Annotated in this window: 24 protein-coding genes; 20 read left to right on the top strand and 4 right to left on the bottom strand. The window is 68.7% G+C overall.

What is annotated here, in order from left to right:
- Positions 1 to 8: 8 nt before the first annotated feature.
- Positions 9 to 1,208: an FAD-dependent oxidoreductase gene (locus ABTV68_RS14930; protein ID WP_433674497.1), complete on the bottom strand. Its 1,200-nt coding sequence runs from the start codon at positions 1,206 to 1,208 to the stop codon at positions 9 to 11.
- A gap of 78 nt (positions 1,209 to 1,286) precedes the next feature.
- Between ABTV68_RS14930 and ABTV68_RS14925 the strand changes: the two genes are divergently transcribed.
- The 7 genes from ABTV68_RS14925 (at position 1,287) to ABTV68_RS14895 (ending at position 6,356) form a co-directional block, all read left to right on the top strand.
- Positions 1,287 to 1,763, top strand: coding sequence for a MarR family transcriptional regulator (locus ABTV68_RS14925; RefSeq protein ID WP_433674496.1), 477 nt, complete (start codon positions 1,287 to 1,289; stop codon positions 1,761 to 1,763).
- Between the two features lie 32 nt (positions 1,764 to 1,795).
- Entirely contained in the window at positions 1,796 to 2,149 is a 354-nt protein-coding gene (locus tag ABTV68_RS14920; protein ID WP_433674495.1) for a hypothetical protein, read from the top strand.
- Between the two features lie 214 nt (positions 2,150 to 2,363).
- Positions 2,364 to 2,963, top strand: coding sequence for an alternate-type signal peptide domain-containing protein (locus tag ABTV68_RS14915; protein WP_433674494.1), 600 nt, complete (start codon positions 2,364 to 2,366; stop codon positions 2,961 to 2,963).
- A 49-nt stretch (positions 2,964 to 3,012) separates the two neighbouring features.
- The gene (locus tag ABTV68_RS14910; protein WP_433674493.1) at positions 3,013 to 3,639 is read left to right on the top strand and encodes a hypothetical protein; all 627 of its coding nucleotides are present in this window, start codon (positions 3,013 to 3,015) and stop codon (positions 3,637 to 3,639) included.
- Between the two features lie 4 nt (positions 3,640 to 3,643).
- Positions 3,644 to 5,104, top strand: a complete 1,461-nt coding sequence (locus tag ABTV68_RS14905) for a hypothetical protein (protein WP_433674492.1) — start codon at positions 3,644 to 3,646, stop codon at positions 5,102 to 5,104.
- Positions 5,101 to 5,778, top strand: coding sequence for a hypothetical protein (locus ABTV68_RS14900; RefSeq protein ID WP_433674491.1), 678 nt, complete (start codon positions 5,101 to 5,103; stop codon positions 5,776 to 5,778). The genes ABTV68_RS14905 and ABTV68_RS14900 overlap by 4 nt, the downstream gene beginning before the upstream one ends.
- Positions 5,775 to 6,356, top strand: coding sequence for a signal peptidase I (locus ABTV68_RS14895; protein ID WP_433674490.1), 582 nt, complete (start codon positions 5,775 to 5,777; stop codon positions 6,354 to 6,356). The genes ABTV68_RS14900 and ABTV68_RS14895 overlap by 4 nt, the downstream gene beginning before the upstream one ends.
- Here the strand turns inward: ABTV68_RS14895 and ABTV68_RS14890 are convergent.
- Positions 6,353 to 7,126 carry an EI24 domain-containing protein gene (locus ABTV68_RS14890; protein ID WP_433674489.1) on the bottom strand — a complete coding sequence of 258 codons (774 nt, stop codon included), beginning with the start codon at positions 7,124 to 7,126 and terminating at the stop codon, positions 6,353 to 6,355. The two genes, ABTV68_RS14895 and ABTV68_RS14890, sit on opposite strands and share 4 nt — an antisense overlap.
- A gap of 86 nt (positions 7,127 to 7,212) precedes the next feature.
- On the opposite strand from ABTV68_RS14890, the gene ABTV68_RS14885 reads away from it, so the two are divergent.
- The 12 genes from ABTV68_RS14885 (at position 7,213) to ABTV68_RS14830 (ending at position 18,739) form a co-directional block, all read left to right on the top strand.
- On the top strand, positions 7,213 to 8,130 hold the full coding sequence (locus ABTV68_RS14885; RefSeq protein ID WP_433674488.1) for an aldo/keto reductase: 918 nt from the start codon (positions 7,213 to 7,215) through the stop codon (positions 8,128 to 8,130).
- Positions 8,127 to 8,567, top strand: coding sequence for a MarR family winged helix-turn-helix transcriptional regulator (locus ABTV68_RS14880; protein ID WP_433674487.1), 441 nt, complete (start codon positions 8,127 to 8,129; stop codon positions 8,565 to 8,567). The genes ABTV68_RS14885 and ABTV68_RS14880 overlap by 4 nt, the downstream gene beginning before the upstream one ends.
- A gap of 91 nt (positions 8,568 to 8,658) precedes the next feature.
- Positions 8,659 to 9,120, top strand: coding sequence for a DUF3817 domain-containing protein (locus ABTV68_RS14875; protein WP_433677623.1), 462 nt, complete (start codon positions 8,659 to 8,661; stop codon positions 9,118 to 9,120).
- A gap of 44 nt (positions 9,121 to 9,164) precedes the next feature.
- Positions 9,165 to 10,319, top strand: a complete 1,155-nt coding sequence (locus ABTV68_RS14870) for a hypothetical protein (RefSeq protein ID WP_433674486.1) — start codon at positions 9,165 to 9,167, stop codon at positions 10,317 to 10,319.
- An 85-nt stretch (positions 10,320 to 10,404) separates the two neighbouring features.
- Positions 10,405 to 11,301 carry an SIS domain-containing protein gene (locus ABTV68_RS14865; RefSeq protein WP_433674485.1) on the top strand — a complete coding sequence of 299 codons (897 nt, stop codon included), beginning with the start codon at positions 10,405 to 10,407 and terminating at the stop codon, positions 11,299 to 11,301.
- Positions 11,298 to 12,221, top strand: a complete 924-nt coding sequence (locus ABTV68_RS14860) for an ROK family protein (RefSeq protein WP_433674484.1) — start codon at positions 11,298 to 11,300, stop codon at positions 12,219 to 12,221. The genes ABTV68_RS14865 and ABTV68_RS14860 overlap by 4 nt, the downstream gene beginning before the upstream one ends.
- Positions 12,218 to 13,180, top strand: a complete 963-nt coding sequence (locus tag ABTV68_RS14855; protein ID WP_433674483.1) for a 1-phosphofructokinase family hexose kinase — start codon at positions 12,218 to 12,220, stop codon at positions 13,178 to 13,180. The genes ABTV68_RS14860 and ABTV68_RS14855 overlap by 4 nt, the downstream gene beginning before the upstream one ends.
- Entirely contained in the window at positions 13,177 to 14,019 is an 843-nt protein-coding gene (locus ABTV68_RS14850; protein ID WP_433674482.1) for a class II fructose-bisphosphate aldolase, read from the top strand. The genes ABTV68_RS14855 and ABTV68_RS14850 overlap by 4 nt, the downstream gene beginning before the upstream one ends.
- Positions 14,016 to 14,816 (top strand): DeoR/GlpR family DNA-binding transcription regulator, encoded by an 801-nt coding sequence (locus ABTV68_RS14845; RefSeq protein WP_433674481.1) that lies wholly within the window; start codon positions 14,016 to 14,018, stop codon positions 14,814 to 14,816. Before ABTV68_RS14850 ends, ABTV68_RS14845 begins: the two co-directional genes overlap by 4 nt.
- 57 nt (positions 14,817 to 14,873) lie before the next feature.
- Entirely contained in the window at positions 14,874 to 17,396 is a 2,523-nt protein-coding gene (locus ABTV68_RS14840; RefSeq protein ID WP_433674480.1) for an ATP-dependent Clp protease ATP-binding subunit, read from the top strand.
- Positions 17,397 to 17,487: 91 nt separating this feature from the next.
- Positions 17,488 to 18,222, top strand: a complete 735-nt coding sequence (locus ABTV68_RS14835) for a DUF1684 domain-containing protein (protein ID WP_433674479.1) — start codon at positions 17,488 to 17,490, stop codon at positions 18,220 to 18,222.
- Between the two features lie 43 nt (positions 18,223 to 18,265).
- Positions 18,266 to 18,739 carry a hypothetical protein gene (locus ABTV68_RS14830; protein WP_433674478.1) on the top strand — a complete coding sequence of 158 codons (474 nt, stop codon included), beginning with the start codon at positions 18,266 to 18,268 and terminating at the stop codon, positions 18,737 to 18,739.
- Between the two features lie 37 nt (positions 18,740 to 18,776).
- On the opposite strand, the gene ABTV68_RS14825 is transcribed toward ABTV68_RS14830, so the two are convergent.
- Complete coding sequence (locus ABTV68_RS14825) at positions 18,777 to 20,408, bottom strand: FAD-dependent oxidoreductase (RefSeq protein WP_433674477.1); 1,632 nt, start codon at positions 20,406 to 20,408, stop codon at positions 18,777 to 18,779.
- 1 nt (position 20,409) lies between these two features.
- A complete protein-coding gene (locus ABTV68_RS14820) occupies positions 20,410 to 20,538 on the bottom strand; it encodes a hypothetical protein (protein ID WP_433674476.1) in 129 nt (42 codons plus the stop codon).
- Between the two features lie 285 nt (positions 20,539 to 20,823).
- Here ABTV68_RS14820 and ABTV68_RS14815 point away from each other — a divergent pair, with 285 nt between their 5' ends.
- Positions 20,824 to 21,108, top strand: coding sequence for a metal-sensitive transcriptional regulator (locus ABTV68_RS14815; RefSeq protein WP_433674475.1), 285 nt, complete (start codon positions 20,824 to 20,826; stop codon positions 21,106 to 21,108).
- The last annotated feature ends 14 nt before the right edge of the window (positions 21,109 to 21,122 follow it).

The following is a 21,122-nucleotide window of genomic DNA, read 5'->3' as shown; positions in this document are numbered from 1 at the left end:
CCTTCAGGCTAGCGACGCGAATGAGGCACAGTGTCATCGGCGACGACGTAGTTGTACAGGTCGTTGTTGCGGGTGTCGGTCATCGCACCACGCAGGAAGAGCGGCAGCATCGCATCGCGCACGGCCCGGGCGAAGCGGGACCGCGGTACCCGCTTGTTGCGGTTGATCGAAGCCGCGTAGGCCACGACCTTCTCCGCCCGCGGCTGTCGACGCTGCTGGAATCGAGAGAACGCGTCCTCGAACGATCCCGACCGCAGGCACTGCGCGAGAGTCGCCGCATCCTCCAGCGCCAGCGACGCGCCCTGCCCGGCGCTGGGGGAGGTGGCGTGCACGGCATCGCCGAGGGCGACCACGCGGCCGCGGTGCCACGACGGGACGTGCGTCAGCTCGTAGACCCCGTACGCACCGACCGCGCCGACCACCGCGTCGAGAATCTGCGGCACGGGATACGGATCGTTCCGGTGCGCTTCGCGCAGTTCCGCCAGGAGTTCGTCGCGCGGCCAGGTTCGGAGGGCTTCGCGATCGATCTCCGCGTGCGTGGGGTTCGCGAACCAGTACACGGTGCCGTCTTCGCGCACGAGGTAGCCGAAGAATCCGCGCTCACCGAACACCATGGCCTGTGTCTCGGGCGTCGGTTCCAGCCCCTCGACTCGTGCGAACCCGCCGACGCTGAGCAGGCCCGCATATCGCGGCTCCGGAGCCTGTGGATCGATCCAGCGACGGGTGACGGAGCCGACGCCGTCGCAGCCGATGAGGATGTCGCCGACGGCGGACGTGCCGTCCGTGAAGTGCGCCGTCACGGAGGTCGGGCCCTCCTCGATTCGATCGAGTCGAGCGCCCCAGCGGGTGGGGATCTGCGCTGCTTCTGCGGCCTCGCGCAACACGAGGTTCAACCATTCGCGCCGTACCACGGCGCTCCCGCGCTCCGGCTCGCCCGCCGGTCCGTTCGGCACGGTCGCCAGCAGCTGGCCCCTCGCTCCACGCATCTGCATGTAGGGGGAGTGGTGGGCATCGCTGAGCAGATGTTCGCGGACGCCCAGCGTCTCCAGCACTGCGAGGCCATTCGTTGCGACGTTCAGGAAGAGGCCGCCGAACGCGTCCGGCTCCGGCCGCGATTCGAAGATCTCCACCTCCCAGCCGTCGCGCTGCAGAAACAGTGCTGTGGCAGGTCCAGCCACGCCGCCGCCGATGATGAGTGCCTTTGGCATGATCGCCCCTTCGATAGAGTGAAGTGAAGTACAGAGAGTCTCGTTTCTAGAGTCTCTCGGATTTAGAGAGAATAACAGATGATGGATGAAGACGCTCGTCGCGCTCGCGCGATCGCTCGCCAGACGGAAGCGATGCGTGATTTTCAGGCGCGATCGGTGATGTTCCAGGACGCCGTGGCGCGCTCGGTCGCGCTGAACAGCACGGACCTGCAAGCGGTGGGTCTTCTCCTCAGTGAGGGGCCGGCGACGCCGGGGGAGCTGGCGATGCGCACCGGTCTGACGGCCGGTGGTGCGGTCACGGCGATGATCGATCGACTGGAGCGCGCGGGCTACGTGGCGCGCTCACGCGATGAGCAGGACCGTCGCCGGGTGATCGTCTCCGCCAATGCTGACACTCTCATGCGGGAGGTCGGCCCGGCGTACGGTCGGGTGTCCGAACTGTGGGGTGAGTATCTCGACTCGTTGACGACGGAGCAGGTGGAGTTCGCTGCGGAGATGCTTCGAGCGGCCGCGGAGGTGAATCGACAGGTGGTGGAGGAGCTTCGACGCGGCTGACCCGTCGATCCGCTGCTGACTACCCTCGAACCATGGAACTGCAGACCGTCACCTTTCTCGTGTCGCTCGCCGCGCTCGTCATCTCGCTGCTCGCGCTGGCGACGGCGGTGCGAACGTCGCGCCACCGCAGCGAGAGCGCGACGCGCACGCTTCCGAGCGGTGCGGTGCTCAATCCCGGGGTGAGTTCGGTCCCGCCCGCGACGGCTCCGCACTCGACAGCTCCGCACGTGACCGAGAGCAATAGCACATTCGAGGTGCCCGCCGAGGTCGTGGCGCTGGCGCGGCAGGGGGAGAAGATCCAGGCGATCAAGGTGCTGCGTGACGCGCACCCGGGCCTCGGGCTGGCCGAGGCGAAGCGTGCCGTCGACGCTCTGTCTCAGCTCTGATCCACACTTTTCTGCCAGCGAACACCTCCACTCTTGTGCATGTTGCACAATCCTGGAAAAACCGGGCGGAAACGCTGGGAATGGCGCTCGGTCTCGTGCACAATTGCCGCAAGCTCCCCGCGCGAATCTCCGGGCCACCCACCCGGGGATGAGCATCCGAAAGGTTCTGTGTGGGGTGCCCGGAAACTCCCCCACTCCGAGAACCCGAGGAATCATGAAGAAACTCACCAAGGCCGCCGTCGCCGCCGCCGCGGGCACAGCCCTGCTGTTGGGTGCGGGCGGGACGCTCGCCTCCTGGAACGCCTCCGTCTCCGCCGGCTCCGCCACGATCACCGCCGGTGACCTCGCCTTCGTCGAGACGGCACCCACCGGCACCTGGCAGGTGAAGAAGAACGCCGCTGCCACCGCGGTCGCCATCGCCGACATCAGCACGTTCCGCGCCGTGCCGGGTGACATCCTCATCTACACGTCGACAGCCACCGTTCGTGCCCGCGGCGACAACCTCGGCTTCACGGTGGGCTTGACGCCCGGTTCCATCACCGGTGCGACGGCGGGCGCTGCAGACACGGCGCTGGCTGCGACTCTCTCCGGCGCCGTCACCTACGCCGTCTCCAGCACCGCGCCCGGAGTGACCGTGACGAACAACTCGTTCACGATCAGCAACGTCGGCGCGGCTGAGAAGACCTATCCGGTCACCGTCACCGCGACCATCACCTGGCCGTTCGGCACCTCCGGTTCGGACAACGCGAACAAGACGGGCGCGGTGAACCTGTCGCAGTTCGCCATCCTCGTGGATCAGGTCGCGGCTTCCTGATCGGATGCGGGCGCCGCCGGGACCGACCGACGGCGCCCGCCTTTCGCACATGAGGACGGCTGAAGAATCCGGCACGCGGGCGATCCCGGTCGGGGGTGTCTCGCGACGCAGCGAACGCGCTCGACGCGCGCTCGCTGCTCGGCGTGCGCGTCGGCGCGGCACTCTGACAGTGACGGCGGTCATTGCTGCGGGCGTCGTGGTGGGACTGGCCGGAGTCGGTGGCACCTACTCCTTTCTCTCGGCTCGCGTCACTTCACCGACGAGCGTGGTGAAGGCGGGCTCGCTGAGCCTCACCGTGGACGGCGGGCAGAGTGCTGCGATTTCGGCCTTCCCGCTCGCGCCGAATGTCTGGCAGGTGCGTTCCGTGACCGTCATGAACACCGGCGATGCGCCAGCCGCCCTCACGGCCTCGGCAGCGATCACGAGCACCGACCCGCTGTCCGCGGATGCGGTCGCGCGGCTCACGACAGTGCCGTTCGGATCATCGTGTGCTGCCGGCGCGAGCGTGCCGACGACACCGCTCACGGGCTTCACCACAGGGGCCGGATCCCTTGCTCCCGGGGCGCGAACCGTGTTGTGCCTGGAAATCGGGCTTCGTCCCGGAACTTCGGCCGACCGGAGCGGGCAGGCCGTCGCATTCCAGCTCACCATCTCAGCGCAGCAGCAGGCGGGGTGAGGACATGACCGCTGCACGTCGCTCACGCACCTGGGTCGCGTTCGTCATCACCGTGATGACGGTGCTCCTCGCCGGAGTCGCGAGCACATCGGTCGCGTCCTGGACAACCGCGGTGACGGCAACCGGCACCGTCACGACCACCCGCGTCGCAATCACCCAACAGGGTTTCGGCGCGCTCTCCGCCACCTATCTGAACAGCTCGATCAACCCGCTCGCCGCCGGCTTCGAAGCCCCCGGCCTGGCGAGCACCGGCGCGGTCACGGTGACCAACACCGGCGCCGCTGCCGGTGTCGCGACGATTACCCTCGCGGCGGGAAACGGAGCGCTGGGAACGGTGTTGAACCGCAGCGTCTGGCCCGTCGCGCAGTCCAGCGACTGCACGCCGCAGTCCGCGGTCGGCTCCGCGATCTCGACGATCGGCACCACCTGGGCATCGGGAGGATCGTTCACCACGGCGTCGCTTGCTCCCGGCGCCTCGGCCGTCTACTGCGTGCGCTCCTTCGCGGACCGCACGGCACTGGCGCACGCCAGCGGCGCGCAGACGGTGTCGGCCAACATCTCCGCGACGCTGTCCGCCGCGGGGTGGACCGCGACGCCCGCGACGGACACTCTCACGCTCAAGACCGCGGCGGTGTATCCGCTCACGGCGACCATCACCCCGGACAACAGCCAGCTCGGCTGGATGAAGCTCCGCCTCGCGAGCGACCCCACGACCTGCCTCCAGATGGCAGGCGACGGCGGCGTCGGCGGAGCCGTGAACGTCGGCCCCTGCGTCGCGGCCGGCCAGACCAAGCCCTACACCCGCTCGATCTGGCAGCTGACGGGAGCCATCGCGAACAACACGATCCTCACGCTGCGGCCGGGAACCGCGACCACCGCGCGCCTGGCCGCGGCGACCGACGGTTCGGTGAGTCCGGCCACCGCGAACACCGTGCTCGGGGCGGGCGGCAGCGCGCAGAATCAGCGCTGGTTCGTTCAGGAGCGGCAGGCTCAGCAGTACCAGCTCGTCTCGATGCTCAACGGCAAGTGCCTCGGCCTGGTGGCGGGCGTCGGCCGGCTCGTCGAGTGCACGGACTCCGCCACGATCGTGTTGACCACTCCCGAAGCCGTCGTGCCGAGCGCCGGACTGGGCCTGCTCGGACTGAACATCTCGGCCATCCTGGACATCGGGGCCGTTCGGGCCACGTCGACGGCACCCGGGTACAAAGTGCAGATCGCCAACACCGCAAACCCCGGCACCTGGAACTCCTGCGTGCTGCTCAATCTCGGCCAGGCAGTGGTTCAGCCGGGGAGCAGCTCCGTCTCCTGCGTGATGCTGCTCACCGCGGGTCAGGCCAACTACATCCGCGTGACGGATGCCGGCTCGGACAGCGACATCATCATGCAGTTCGTCACGAAACTCACCTGCACGACCGTGCTCACGCTCGTCTGCTCCGACCCCACCGTGAGTGAGGTGCGCCGGTGAGCGCGCGCCGGTTGGTCGCGACTGCCGTCGTCGCCGCGGCGGTGGTGCTCGCGCCGTCTGCCGCGCGCGCGTCGCCGCTTCCCGACAGCGGACCGTTGGAGATCTCTCACGACGGAGTCATTTTCGCCGTCGACGCCGACGACGTGATGTTCGACGAGATCGAGCGCGTCGTACCGGGGGATCGACTCACCGAGTCTCTGTGGGCGCGGAGCACCGCCTCGACGGCCGGACGGCTGGGCATCGAACTGACTGATGTCGTCGCCGACGATCGCGCGCTCGCTCAGGCGATCAGCATCGATCTCCAGGTGGACGGAGTTCTCGTCGGATCCGTCGCGCTCGGCGACGCGACGACCACCTGCGTGGTGATCGACGATTCGACCCTCATCCAGCCAGGGGACACGGCACGCGTGGACGCGAAGCTGACTGTGTCCGATCACCTCGGCGAGGAGTCGCTGCCGGGCGGGCAGGACGGGAGCGTCGGCTTCAGCGTTCGCGTCACCCTCACCGATGCAGCCATGCCCGCCGCGGGGCCGGGGCCGTGCCGAGCGGTCCCGACCACCGAGCCCGGCACGCTCCCGCAGACCGGTGCGCCCTCGCTCGCGGTCCTGGCCATCCTCGCTGCCGCCGCGACCGTCGTCGGCGCGGTCACGCTGCGGAGCCGGAGGCAGCGATGACCCAGGCCCTGCAGACCTCCCGCCGCGACCTGCGGGAGCGGCGACGTGAGAGCCGTGAGCGCAGTCTGCTGTCGTATCTCGGCAGCGCGGCGATGACGGTCATCCTGGTCGTGGTCCTCGCGATCGCGGCTGCCGCCATCGTGGTCCCCGCGCTCACCGGATCCACGGCACTCACGGTGCTGACCTCGTCGATGACGCCGAACCTGCCGCCGGGCACCCTCATCGTGGTGCGCCCCACCGACCCCGATGACATCCATCCCGGCGACGTGGTGACCTACCAGCTCCGCAGCGACGAGCCCGAGGTCGTCACGCACCGCGTGATCCAGCGCACAGCGCTCGCGGATGGGCAACTGATCTTCATCACCCAGGGCGACGCGAATCCCATGCCCGACGAGACTCCCGTGCAGGAGGTGCAGATTCGCGGAACGCTCTGGTACGCGGTGCCGTATCTGGGATGGGTCAGTGCCTGGCTGACCGGTCCGTGGAAGACGTGGGCGATTCCGCTCGCCGCGTTCCTGCTGTTCGGCTACGCCCTCGTCCTCGTCCTGTCCCATGTCCGGGACCGGCGGCGTTCCTAGCGGGCGTGTCGCGGAGGCTCACCCGTCGTGCGCGCGCGGGACCCGTCTTCACCCAGCAACCGGCGACACAGCACGGTGGCCCCGGCGACCGCCGTGGGCAGCACCACGATGGGCGCCAGCGGGATCAGCATCAGCAACTGCGTCATCGCCCCGAATCCCCAGACGCGCGGACGGTCGCGTCGGCGCACCTCGCGACGCTGACGCCGATCGAGACCGCGGTGGGTGAGCGCGCGCGAGGTGAGCTCGTCGGCGAGGACGCGACCGGTCAACAGCACTCCGACCACCGGGCCGAGGACGGGGCCCACCACGGGGATGAAGCCGACGATCGCGGCGATCAACGACGCGACGATGCCCTTCAGCACCAGGACGATGCCGTCTGCGATGCTCCGGCCGACACCGTACGGGCGATCGGGTGCCTCCGCGCCGTCGTCGGTCTCGACGGCGCGCCACACCCGCTCGTAGAACGGGTCGCCGATCGCGAGCGTGAGGGCGACGAACACCACGCTGGCCAGCAGGGCTGTTCCCACCAGCACGGCGAGCGTCGCCGCCACGCGCACGATTCCCGACCAGACGGCGGGCCACGAGTCGAGGAACGGCGTCCAGTCATCGATGAATGCCGGCACCGTCAGCGCGACCGAGATCCACGCCGCCAGCAGCAGAGCTCCCGCGATCACGGCCGGTACGAGCGCCAGCGCCATCGCCTTCGGCTGGCGTTGCCACCAGCTCGCGGCGCGGAACAGGTCGAGGGCACCCTGGAGGAAACGCTGCATGCCACACACCCTACGTGGCTCGGCGATCGCGGCGTAACGACCGTCGGCGAGCGAGCGCGGTAGCGTGGAACACGGAGAGGATGGCAATGAAGAGGATCACCATCGGCGCCGGTACCGGACCGAACATCGTCGCAGGAATGATGCGCATCGCCGAGATGTCGGACGACGCGGTTCGCGAGCTGGTCGGCTCCGCTCGTGACGCCGGAATCGACTTCTTCGATCACGCCGACATTTACGGCGGCGCTCTCCACGCGAGCGAGCGGCGCTTCGCCGAGGCGATGGCTCTCACTCCCTCCGAGCGAGAGCAGATCACCCTGCAGACGAAGGCGGGCATCGTTCCGGGCGCGGGCTATGACTTCTCCTACGAGCACCTGGTCTCGTCGGTCGAGGGATCGCTGCAGGCACTGCAAACGGACTACATCGACATCCTGCTGCTGCACCGCCCCGACGCTCTCATGGAGCCGAACGAGGTGGCCCGCGCGTTCGATGATCTCTACGACGCCGGCAAGGTGCGTGCCTTCGGTGTGTCCAATCACACCCCGCGCCAGATCGAGTACCTCTCGCGCTGGATCCGCCGGCCGATCGTCGCCAACCAGCTGCAGCTGTCGCTCATGCACGCGCCGATGATCGCGCAGGCCATCGCGATGAACACCGCGTACGACCAGGCCGTCGACCGCGACGGGGGCGGCATTCTGGACTACTGCCGCGATGAGAACATCACCGTCCAGGCATGGTCGCCGATGCAGGGGCCGAACGGTGTGTTCCTCGGCTCGGACGCGCATCCGGAGCTCAACGCGGTCATCGACCGGCTCGCCGAGAAGTACGACGTACCGCCGATCGCGGTCGCGACCGGCTGGATCACGCGTCATCCCGCGAACATCCAGGTGGTGATGGGCACCACGAGCCCGCAGCGGATCGCCGATGCCGCGCTCGGTTCCGAGATCCCCCTCACGCGCGCCGAATGGTACGAGCTGTTCACTGCGGCGGGGCACGTGGTGCCATGAGCACCGGGCCCGATCGACGACAGCGACGCCCGGAACAGGTGAGTCCGGTGGTGGCGCTGCTGACGCTGTCGTCGGTGTGGGACGCGGAGCTCGGAGCCGCGCTGTCGGATCTGCGATTGACCACGCGGAAGTACGCTCTGCTCGCACACATTCACGGCTCGCCAGGGATCTCGTTCAGCGAGCTGGCCCGGCGCAGCCAGATCACCGTGCAGTCCGCCCACACGGCAGTGAAGGCACTTGTTGCCGACAAGCTGGTGCAGGACGCCACCGCTCATGCGGGTGCCGCATCGAACCTCCGCTCCACGCCGGCCGGCGAGGCCGCGCTGCGCGAGGCGGGCGAGCGCGTCGCGGCTCTGGACGCACGCCTGCACCAGTCCGCACCGGCTTTGGCCGCAGCGCTCGTCACCACAGATGACGAGCCGCACCTGGCGCGCTGACTCGCAGTCGGTCCCCAGCTTGACGACCTTCCTTTAGCTAAACTGAGAGCACCTTCAGGTGGCCTGAAGGAATGTGACGAAGCAGGTGGAGATGTTCCGCACCCCGCGTTCCCTGTTCCGCGTTCTCGCGATCGCCGAAGCGATCACCTGGACGCTCCTGATTGGCGCGCTCATCGCCCGCGCGATGGGGGTCAACCCCCTCGTCGTCACGATCGCGGGTGGCATCCACGGCCTGATCTTCCTGTCCTACGGCGCGACGGCGATTCTCGTCGCCTTCAACCAGCGCTGGGGAGTGGGGCCCGCCGTCCTCGCCATCGCGAGCGCGGTGATCCCGTATGCGACGATCCCGGTCGAGGTCTGGCTCCAGCGCTCCGGGCGCCTCGAGGGTCAGTGGCGTCTGGAGGCGACGGACGATCCTCGGGACGCCGCCTGGTATGACCGCTGCATGCGCTTCTTCCTGAACCGTGCGTGGCTGCTGGCCGTCGTCATCGTCGGTGCGATCGTCGCGCTCTACGTCGTTCTGCTGCTGGTGGGTCCTCCCGGCGGTCGCTGAGTCCGATATGAGCGCCGCGCTCCGTTGCGGCATATCCTCGTGCCGTGGGGGAGCGGCAGGAGAGATCCGGCGATGCGGCGCGCATGTTCGCGATCGTCGTCTGGCATCTCTGGTTGGTGATGGTGTGGGCGCTGCCTATCGTCACGGCAATCGTGTTGGTATCGGCCGAGCGATGGCTGATCCAGGTCGCCGCGATGCTGGCGATGATGCCGATCGTCGGCATCGTGGTCGCGGTCGCGGTGCTCGTGCTTGCGGGGAACCTCCCGCGTCGTCGACTCAGGCGGGCAGGGTGGACGGCTGCCCCCGCGGCCGCGATTCCCGTGCTCCTGTTGCACTGGGGGTTCGTGATCGCGGGACTGCTCACGTATGACTCCGATCCGCAGCGCGGCGGGCGACCCTCATTCATCGAGCAGATGTTCGGCCCGTCCGTCGCGCCGTGGATCGCCTGGGTGATGTTCGCGCTCGCGTTTGTGGCGTGGCTCGGACTCTTCGTGACGCCGACGGACGCCGACCGCATGCGCGGGGTGGGGCCGCGCACGATCGTCACGAGCGCGGTGGCGGTGGTCGTCGTCGCAGCCGCCGTGATCGCCGCTCCGCTCATCACCGCGTCGGCGGATGCACACGTGTACAACGCCGAGGTGCAGCTGGTCGACGCCGACGGTCGGACCCCCGCCGACGTCTCAGACCTGTCGTCGACTGCACAGGCAGAGCTCGTCCGGGCGCACTTCGAACGGACGCAGCAGGTGAGTTCCAGCGTTCGCGGCCTCATCGCCGCCGACGGCTGGCTGTATCGCGGGAATGTCGACGGCGGATTCGCTGCGGTCGCGAACGAGCGCGCCCGCCCGTGCAACACGGACAACTTCGACTGCTACCACGTGACAGTCTCGTTCCGTCTTGCGCACCGTCTTGGCGATGCCGAACTGCTCGCGCTCGAGGAGTCACTGCGGGCCGCGGGGTGGGACGGCCGGCCCGACCGGCAGCAGGACCGCTGGGAGCTCACGGGCGTGGACGCGGAAGGATTCACGGTGAGGGTGGGCCAGTATGCGGGTGATGACGGCATACGGGTGACCGTGACGTCTCCGTCCTGGTGGGGGCGTGGCGAGGACGTGATTCGATCCATGAACTCCAGTGATCCCGCCCCGGCAGACGGCACCGTGACGTGGAGCGCCACCGAGTGGCCTGCCATCGATGAGAAGTGAGCCAGCTCGCGATTGCAAATGATCGTTTGCGCGCGTGATCAATCATCTGCAATCATGAGTGGACGCATTCACGATGGGAGCGATGATGACCGAGGCCACTCTGGGCGCATTCATGGAGGAAGAGTTGACGAGTCAGCCCGACACCTGGGCGCGCGCAAGCGCGATGACGGCAGAGCAGCAGAAGCTCCCGACGAGCGGGCAGCGTGTCGCGGTCGTCGGATGCGGCACGTCCTGGTTCATCGCCCAGGCGTACGCCGACCTGCGTGAGCGCGGCGGACACGGCGAGACCGATGCCTTCACGGCGACGGAGGCGCCGCTGGTCCGTGGCTACGACGCCGTCGTCCTGCTCACGCGCTCCGGCACCACCTCCGAGATCCTCGCGATCGCCCGCGAGCTGCGCGGCACCGTTCCGCTGATCGGCGTCACCGGCGACCCGACCTCGCCGTTTGTGGATCTGGTCGACGAGGTCGTGGTGCTCGACTTCGCCGACGAGCGCTCCGTGGTCCAGACCCGGTTCGCCACCACGGCGCTGGCGCTGTTCCGCGCATCGCTGGGTGAGGACCTCACGGCAGCGATCGCCGATGCACGTGCCGTGCTGGCTGAGGACGTCGACGACGAGCTGGTGAACGCCGAGCAGTTCAGCTTCCTCGGCACCCACTGGAGCTACGGGCTGGCGAACGAGGCGGCGCTGAAGATGCGCGAGTCGTCGCAGTCGTGGACAGAGGCCTACTACGCGATGGAGTACCGCCACGGCCCGATCGCGATCGCCGCACCTGGGCGCGTGACGTGGGCGTTCGGTGAGGTGCCGGAGGGCATCGCCGCCGACGTCGCCCGCACGGGCGCGCGCTTCGAGCACCGCGACATCGACGCGATGGCCGACCTCGTGCGTCTGCACCGGGTGGCGCTGGAGCGCTCGCGCCGTCGCGGGCTGGACGCAGACAAGCCGCGCAACCTGACGCGCGCCGTGATCCTCGACGCATGACATCCCTCGGCCCCGGTGCCGCCGTCCTCGCCTTCGACGTCGGCGGCACCGACACCAAGTCGGCGCTGATCGATGAGACCGGAGCCATCCGTGACCTTCGCCGCACGGCGACGGCTCGCGGCGAGGACCCGGCCGGGGCCGTGGTCGCGGACGTGGCGCGACTGGCCGCCGAGTTGCGCGACCGCCACCCGGAGACCGCCATCGCGGCGGTGGGAGTCGTCGTCCCGGGGCTCGTCGACGAGGCCATGGGGATCGGCGTGTTCTCCGCCAATCTCGGCTGGCGCGAAGCACCGATCGCCGCACTGCTGCAGGCCGCCATCGATCTGCCCGTCGGCTTCGGACATGATGTCCGCGCTGCCGCACGCGCCGAGCTCGAGCTGGGCGCTGCCCGCGGCCTCCGGGACGCCGTGATCATCCCCATCGGCACCGGCATCGCCGGCACGATCGTCACGGACGGGCGCATTCTCGTCTCCGGCGGCTACGCCGGAGAACTCGGCCACACCCTCGCGGACCCGAACGGCGATCCCTGTCCCTGCGGCGCCGTCGGCTGCCTGGAGACCGTGGCGTCTGCCGGTGCGATCGTGCGTCGTTATGCCGCGCGCAGCGGAACATCCCTCCCGGGAGCGCGCGATGTGCTCGCTGCGGCCCGTGCGGGCGATTCCGTCGCCGACGCCGTGTGGACTGAGGCACTCGATGCCCTCGCCCAGCAGATTGCGCGGCTGGTCGGGATCCTGGCACCCGAGGCGATCGTGATCGGCGGAGGTCTCGCTCAAGCCGGTCCGCTGCTGTTCGACCCCCTCGCTCAGCGGGTGGACGCACTGCTGTCGTTCCATCGTCGGCCCCGACTGATCCCGGCCGCCGTCGGTGAAGATGCCGGGCTGCTCGGATCAGCTCTGCGTGCTCGGGAGGTGCTGTCGTGATCGTCACTGTGACGCCGAACCCGGCGCTGGACATGACCTGGCGCGTCGACCGGCTGGAGCCGGGACAATCGCACCGGGTGGACGCCGCGCTGTCGCGCGCCGGTGGGAAGGGGCTCAACGTCGCCCGCGTCCTGTATCAGCAGGGTGAGCCGGTGACCGCGCTCACCACGGCCGGTGGCGCGGTCGGTGCTGAGCTCCGCGCCGAGCTGGAGGCCTCCGGTGTGCCGCATCGACTGATCCCGGTGGTCGCCGAGACCCGTCGCAGCCTCACGCTCGTCGATGAGACGGCGGCCTCGGCAACGGTCCTCAACGAGTACGGCACAGCACCCACGGCGGCGGAGACCGGCGAGCTCTGGGGCGCTGTGTTCGGCGCCGCCGCAGAGGCATCCGCGGTAGTCATCAGCGGCAGCCAGCCGCGGGGCGCCGACCCGGTGGTCCTCACCTCCGCCATCGCGAAGTTCCGAGCTCTCGGAGTCCCGGTCCTCGTGGACACGAGCGGTGCCGCTCTCATCGACGCAGCCGAAGCGGGCGCAACGGCCCTGAAGCCCAACCACCACGAACTCGCGGAAGCCACCGGGGCCACCGACGTGATCCTGGGGGCGCGGGAGCTGCTGCGTCGCGGGCCCGTGCTGGTTCTCGTCTCGCAAGCCGAAGAGGGCATGCTGCTCGTCCATCGCGACGGTCGCGTCGTCCGCGCTCGCTTCCCCGAGGTTGTGCGGGGAAACGCCACCGGAGCGGGCGATGCCGTCTCGGCAGCGATCTCCGTCTCGCTCGCCGACGATCCCGACCTCACCGCTCCCGATGCGCTGGAGGTGCTCGCCCGGCGCGCGGCGGCGTGGGGAGCGGCCGCGGTCGCGGCACCGCAGGCCGGCGAACTGGATCCCCACCTCGCCCGCCGCACCGCCGACGTCATCATCACCCCGGTATCCGCAGCGTCACCTCTCGAAGGAGCCTCATGACCCTCGCCCGAACCTCAGACCTGCTCGCCGCCGCGGCAGCAGAGAGCGTCGCCGTCGGCGCGTTCAACGTGCTGCATCTCGAGACGGCGGAGGCGCTGGTGGCGGCCGCTGAGCGCAGCGGGCTGCCGGTGATCCTCCAAATCTCGGAGAACTGCGTCTCGTTCCACGGTTCGCTGGAGCCGGTCGCCCGCGCCAGTCTGGCGCTCGCGCGTGCCGCCGAGGTGCCGGTCGCCGTGCACCTGGATCATGCCGAGAGCGAGGAACTCGCCCTCGCCGCGATCGATCTCGGCTTCACGTCGGTGATGTACGACGGAGCGAAGCTCCCGTTCGCCGAGAACGTCGCGGCGACTCGTCGCGTGGTGGCCGCCGCGCACGCCGCAGGGGTATCCGTCGAGGCGGAGCTGGGCGAGATCGGCGGCAAGGACGGCGCTCATGCGCCGGGTGTGCGCACCGATCCCGACGAAGCCGTGCAGTTCGTCGCTGAGACTGGTGTGGACTCGCTGGCCGTGGCGGTCGGCTCCTCGCACGCGATGACCGAGCGCACCGCGTCGCTCGACCTTGAGCTCATCCAGCGGCTGGCCGCCGCGGTTCCGGTCCCGCTCGTGCTGCACGGCTCATCGGGCGTCGCGGACGAGGTCATCGTCGCCGGAATCCGCGCGGGGCTCGTGAAGGTGAACGTCTCGACCCACCTGAACGCGTTCTTCACGGGTGCGGTTCGCGCCTACCTCGCGGAGAACCCCGCCGTGGTCGACTCCCGCAAGTACGTCGCCGCAGGACGGGCCGCACTGTCCGCCGAAGCGGAGCGACTCCTTCTCCTGTTCCACGGACACCGGTCGTGAATCGCGATCAGCGGCTCTCCGCGATCCTCGATCTGCTCGGCGAGACGGGCCGGATCGAGGTGGAGGATATCGTCGAGCGGCTGGCCGTGTCGCCCGCGACCGCGCGGCGCGACCTCGATGCGCTCGCCGAGCAGCAGCTGCTGAACCGCACCCGCGGCGGTGCGGTGGCACACTCCGTGGCCTACGATCTTCCGCTGCGCTACAAGAATCAGCGGCACGTCGACAGCAAGGCCGCGATCGCGGCACGGGCGTCCGAGCTCACGCCGCGCGGCGCGGTCGTCGGCCTCTGCGGGGGAACGACCACCACCGCGATCGCCGACGCCCTGATGTCCCGCGCCGATCTGCAGGATCCGTCGCCGGAACCCGGGCTGACCGTGGTGACCAACGCGATCAACATCGCGATGCACCTCGCCGCGCGCGACCAGATCAAGACGGTCATCACCGGCGGCGTGCTGCACGCGCGTTCGTACGAGGTGGTCGGCAGCTACGCCGACTCAGTGCTGGGGGCGATGAACCTGGACATCGCGTTCATCGGTGCCAACGGCCTCGATGCGGCGGTCGGCGCCTCCGCCAGCGACGAGCGGGAGGCCGCGGTCAACCGACTCATGGCCGAGCGTGCCGAGCGTGCGGTGCTGGTGGTCGATTCGTCCAAGATCGGCACGCGATCCTTCGCGGCGATCGGAGGAGCGGAGCTGTTCGACACCGTGATCACCGACGATGCCGTCAGCGACGAACAGGTGGAGGCGCTGCGTACAGCGGGTTATCAGGTGATCGTGGCGGAGGTCGGGAATAGCTGAACCTCCCTGGCGTTGAAACTTGAGTGAAGGCAACTCAAGTTTCAACCTGGAGGTATCGTGCCTGAAGACCGCGCCGCCGACGGCGGCAACTCGTTCGACGACTTCCTCGCCCGCTACCTGGAGGGCGAGCGCGCCCGCGCCGCGCGATCGATCGATCTCGCGCGCTTCCTGAGCGCCGGAACCCAGGAGCTCCTGCAGAGCGCCGGCCGGTATGCGCTGGGTCGGGGCCAGAGCGAACTCGACGCCCTGCACATTCTGCGCGTCCTGCTGGACACGACCCCCGCTCACGACGCACTGCGCCGCATCGGCACGGATGTCGCCGCCCTGGTGCGTGCCGTCGAGTCCCGCCTGCCGTCCGCGGCGGAGCCGATCAGCGCCGATGGCGCGGTGATCACGCCGTCCGTTCGCCGTACGCTGTTCCACGCGCTGCAGGTGGCGCGCTCCTCGGGATCCACGTATATCGATCCGGAACACCTGTTCTTCGCCCTGGTACTGGGGCAGGACACGCCCTCGGGTGCGGTTCTCGCCGAGCACGGTGTGACCGCCGACGCCCTCGTGCAGGGTGTCCGCGAATCCGTGGCCGCTTCCGAGGCGCCCGCCGCGGCGGAGTCGACACCCTCGCAGCAGAGCATGCTCGACACCTACGGCACCGACCTCACCGCGCGCGCTCGCGCGGGTGAACTCGACGTCGTGATCGGCCGCGAGGACGAGATCGAGCAGACCATCGAGATCCTCAGCCGTCGGACCAAGAACAACCCGGTGCTGGTGGGCGAGGCGGGCGTCGGCAAGACGGCCGTGGTCGAAGGACTCGCGCAGGCGATCGTCGCGGACACCGTCCCGGTGCAGCTGCGCGGACGCTCCGTCATCATGCTGGACCTGCCGGCCATGCTGGCGGGGACGCGCTATCGCGGCGATTTCGAGGAACGACTCACCAAGACGCTCGAGGAGATCGCGGAGCGCAAGGACGACGTCATCGTGTTCATCGATGAGATCCACACGGTGGTGGGAGCCGGTGCCGGCGGTGAGGGTGCGATGGACGCGGGCAACATCCTGAAGCCGCGTCTGGCGCGTGGTGAGCTGCACCTCGTGGGTGCCACGACGCTGGCCGAGTACCGCACCATCGAGAAGGACCCCGCGCTGGAGCGCCGCTTCCAGCCGGTGCGGGTGGGGGAGCCGAGCATCGAGGACGCCATTGCGATCCTGCACGGGCTGCGCGACGCGTACCAGGACCACCACCACGTCACCTACACCGACGACGCGCTGCGAGCTGCGGTCGAGCTGAGTGACCGGTACCTCACCGATCGTGTGCTGCCCGACAAGGCCATCGACCTGATCGATCAGGCCGGCGCTCGGGTACGGCTGCGGTCCGGCGCGGTTGTGGACACGGCAGCGCTGCGCACACGACTCGGCGAGTTGGAGGCGGCGAAGAACGCCGCCGTCACGGCTGAACGCTACGAGGAGGCCAGCACGCTGCGTGACAGCATCGCGGAGGTGGAAGCGCAGCTGTCGACTGCTTCCCGGACCGGTGTGCTGCCGGTGATCGGCGAAGCCGAGATCGCCGCGGTCATCTCGCGTGCCACCGGCATCCCGGCCTCCCGGCTCACCGAGACCGAGCGGGAGCGTATGGCGGAGCTCGAATCGGAGCTGCACCGCCGCGTGGTGGGACAGGACGATGCGGTCTCCGCGGTCGCGCGCGCCGTGCGGCGCAACCGCACCGGCATGAGCGATCCGCGCCGACCGGTCGGCTCGTTCCTGTTCCTCGGCCCCACGGGCGTCGGCAAGACCGAGCTGGCCAAGGCGCTAGCCGCCAGCCTGTTCGACGATGACGACGCCGTGATCCGCTTCGACATGAGCGAGTTCGGCGAGCGCCACACCGTGTCGCGGCTGATCGGTGCCCCTCCCGGATACGTCGGCTTCGACGATGCCGGTCAGCTCACCGAGCGCGTGCGGCGCAACCCGTACTCGATCGTGCTGTTCGACGAGATCGAGAAGGCGCACCCCGACATCTTCAACCTGCTGCTGCAGGTACTGGACGATGGCCGTCTGACCGACGGTCAGGGACGCGCCGTGGACTTCCGCAACACCGTCGTAGTGATGACCAGCAACATCGGTGGCGAACTGCTCGCGAGCCGTGGCGGGGCCATCGGCTTCCTCGCGGATGGTGGCGGCGAGACTGGGTTCGGCTCGCAGAGCGAGCTGCGCGAGCGCATCATGGGTCGGCTCCGCGAGCAGATGCGGCCCGAGTTCCTCAACCGGATCGACGAGATCGTGCTGTTCCGCAAGCTCGACCCCGAGCAGCTCCAGCAGATCGTGAGTCTGCTCATGCGTGAGACACACGAGCGGCTGGAGAGCCAGGGCATCGCGCTGGAGGTGACCGAGGCCGCGACCGCGTGGATCGCCCGCAATGGACACCAGGTGGAGTACGGTGCTCGGCCGCTGCGTCGCCTGATCCAGCGTGAGGTGGACGATCGGCTCGCCGATCTTCTGGTCGGCGGCGCCGTGAGCGCCGGAGACACGGTGGTGGTGGATGTGATCGACGAGGAGCTGCGCGTTCTCGCACGACACGTGGCCTTGGTCTGAGGCCGACAGCGAAGGACCGGACGATCGTCCGGTCCTTCGCTGGGTTACGGGGGTCGAGCCCCGTGCCCCGCGGAAGTGGAAGACTGAACGGGTGAGCATCCAGAGCGACGAGTACGCCCAGTTCCGCCGGCAGCGCCGCGCCTACGTGACCGGCCCCACCGGTCCGCTGGCGCTGGTCGAGACCACCTGGCTGGCCCCCGGCGAGACCGAGATCCCGACGGAACGCGCCGCGGCCGACACCGTGCGGCTCACGACGCTGGAGCGCGAGGACCTCGACCACGGCGGTTTGCAGCGCGGCTACCGGATTTGGGATGACGAGGCGTCCACGCGCTCGGCCTTCGAGGACATCGATGCGTACGACTATGACGAGTCCTGGGTGGTGAGCGGTCGCTTCGAACTCGTCGCCGAGGAGCGGCTGGTGCCGTTCGAGCACATCGCGGACGGCGGGCGGCTGCGTCAGCACGGTGCCGCCGGCGACGTCGTGTTCAGCCATGAGGGCGTCGAATACCGACTGGCCGCCTTCGACGCGGACGACGATGACTCCGTGCAGCTGGTCTTCGCCGACACGACGAACGGCACCGAGACCTACGGCACCGGCAGGTTCCTCTGGGTCGATCTGCCGCCGCAGTGGCGTGACCTGCGCCCGGGGGAGAGCGTGCCGGTCGAGATCGACTTCAACCGCTCGGTGATTCCGCCCTGCGGATTCTCGATGTGGTTCAACTGCCCGCTGCCGCCGCTGACGAACCGGCTGCCTTTCCCGATTCGCGCCGGCGAGAAGACCGTCCGCTTCGCCCCCGGCTTCGACCTCTACGCCCCTGGTTCCTGAGCGCACGTCGTCTCACAGCGGTCCTGCTCGCATTCCCACTCACATGGATACGACAAGAAGGACTTCACCCGGTGCGACCGCCTGGTCGCTCTTCCTGGCATTCCTGGGCAGCGTCGTGGTGGTTTATCTCGTCGAAATCGTCCCCGCGATCACAACGGAGTCCCGGTACGACCCCCTCCTCTCGTTCGTGTTCTTTCCGCTGCTCGGAGCGGTGGTGGCTATCCCGATCTGCGTGCTCATCACGCTCGCGGTCTGGGGGAGCCTTGTCCTCGGGCATCGATGGGTTCGCACCTCCCCGGTCTGGGCGGGCGTCGTCTCCGCGCTGTTGGCAGGCGTCGTCTGTGCAGCGCTCTCCCTGGTGATCGTGCTGATTCTTCCCACCCTGCAAGAGCCGCTTCAGCTGTTGGCCTGCGCACTTGCGGTGGTTGTGGTCGTGGCGATCTGTCTGCTGAGCGGCGTGGGCCGTCGTGAGGTGTCGTCCACATCGGCGTCTTCGATACCGGATCCGTCTTCCTGACGAGGACGGTCGATGTGATGCGTCCTCGCTCGTCGGGTCACGCAGTGTGACCGGCAATCCAGGTGCGGTAGCCGCCGTCAAGGTTGCGTGCTGCATAGCCGTGCTCGGAGAGCAGACGGCTAGCAACATGTCCACGGAGGCCCACTTGGCAGTGAACGACAAGCGGCCCCTTCTCGGCGAGCAGCTCAACCTCGCTCAGCCGATCCCGCAGTTCGTCAAGCGGCAGATTGACCGCTCCGGGGATCGCGCCGGCCGCGAACTCGGCGGGGGAGCGGACATCGATGAGAACCGCACCGGCCGCCCGGATCGCGTCGAGTTCATGCCACTGCACGGTGCGAGTCGTTCCGGTGCGCACATTCTCGGCCACGTACCCGGCGATGTTCACCGGGTCCTTCGCTGATCCGAACTGCGGGGCATAGGCGAGCTCCAGATGCGCCAGTTCAGCCGCCGGAAGGCCAGCGTGCATGGCGGTCGCGATGACGTCGATTCGCTTGTCGACGCCCTCGCCGCCGACGATCTGTGCGCCGAGAATCTGATCGGTGCTCGGGTCAGCGATGAGCTTCATCGATAGGACCTCGGCCCCGGGATAGTAGCCCGCATGCGAGGACGGATGGACGTGCACGATGTAGTGCGCGCGCTTCGCCGCGACGAGAGCCTTCTCGCTCCACCCCACCGTGGCGGCCACAAGGCCGAAAACCCCGACGATTCCGGTGCGAAGCGCTGGGCGTGCGTGAACGGAACGGCCGCTGATCACGTCCGCGACGGATCGCCCGTGCCGATTGGCGAGACCCGCCATGGTGATGAGTGCCGCGGCGCCGCCGACCAGATCCGACTTCTCGACTCCGTCCCCGACGGCGAACACGTCAGGATCGCTGGTCCGGTTTTGTTCGTCGACCGCGATGCCGCCGGCGGCCCCCAGCCGAAGACCAGCATCATGCGCCAGGGAGGTCTCCGGCACGATGCCGGCTGCGTCCACGACAAGTGCTGCGGGGATGCGAGAGCCGTCGGTCAGCGTCACTCCGTGGTCGTCCACCGACATGATCTCGACGCCGAGGCGAAGGTCAACGCCGGAGGCGCGCAGGACATCGGCTATGGGCGCTGCCATCTCCGGGTCCAGGGGTGCGAGCACTTGGGCACCGCGCTGGACGACGGCGACCTTCGCGCCGCGAATCGTCAGATTCTCGGCGGCCTCCAGGCCGGTGTAGCCGGCACCGACCACGACCACCGGCGTACCCGGCTCTGTGACCGCGCCGTGAACAGCATCGGCATCTTGCACGGTGCGCAGCGGGAAGACGGGAAGAGCCGATCCAGCAAGGGAGGGGCGTGGCCGCGCCCCGACCGCGAGGAGGAGATAGTCGTAAGACTCCTCGAACGCGGCCCCCGTCGGATCGGTGACGGTCACGATCTTCCTGCGTGTGTTGATCGCGGCGACGTCATGGTTCACGCGAACGTCAAGGCGGAAACGTCGGTGCAGTGACGCCGGGGTGTGCAACAGCAACTCCTTGCGGTCGGGAATGATCCCGCCGACGTAGTAGGGCAAGCCGCAGTTGGCGTAGGACACTTCGGGGCCGCGCTCGAACACAACGATCTGCGCCTGCTCGTCCAGCCTGCGAAGGCGCGTTGCGGCGGACATGCCGCCCGCGACACCGCCGATGATGACAACCTTCATCTCAGCGCCGCACCTCGAGGCATGCACAGCGCTCAGCGGCCGGGATGCCGGCCAGCGCCTGCTCGATGTGCTGGCCGCAGCCGTCCCAGGTGGGCTTGCCACATTCGTGGCAGATCACTTGCATGCACATGTTCAGCTCCTTACTTCCGGAGAATGCGCGACCAGAATCCACCGCGCGCGGCTTTCGACTCGGCGATCTGAGCGGGGGAGTGTGATCCGCCACACCACTGGCCTGCGGGGACCGTTCGCTTGACGTCAGCAATGTGCTGACCGCATCCCGCCCACGTCGTGTTGCCGCACACGCGGCATGTTGTTGCTCGACACATGTCTTCGCCTCTCTCGTATATACCCGGGGGAGTATCCGTCGAAGATACTCCCCGGGGTATAGTTGTTGTCAAATCGAGGAGGAGAGATGATGAGCGAAGCGACCGGTGCCGCCGCCCACGATCCAGAGGCGAAGCGGAAGATTGTCAATCGTCTGCGACGCGCGCAAGGGCAGCTCGCCGCCGTGATCGCCGCTGTGGAAGGCGACGCGCACTGTCGTGACTCGGTCCAGCAGCTCGCCGCGGTGTCGAAAGCGCTCGATCGCGCGGGATTCTTGATGATCTCGACGGCGCTGAAGGACTGCCTGAGCGATTCCGATGCCGACCAGACAGCGCAGACTGAGGAGCTGGAGAAGCTCTTCCTCACCCTCGCGTGAGCAGCCCGCGCGAA

It is taken from the genome of Microbacterium gorillae, from assembly GCF_050990725.1.
GTDB lineage: Bacteria > Actinomycetota > Actinomycetes > Actinomycetales > Microbacteriaceae > Microbacterium > Microbacterium gorillae_A.
The sequence above is the reverse complement of the archived record's forward strand: the minus strand, read 5'-3'. Positions and strand labels throughout refer to the sequence as shown.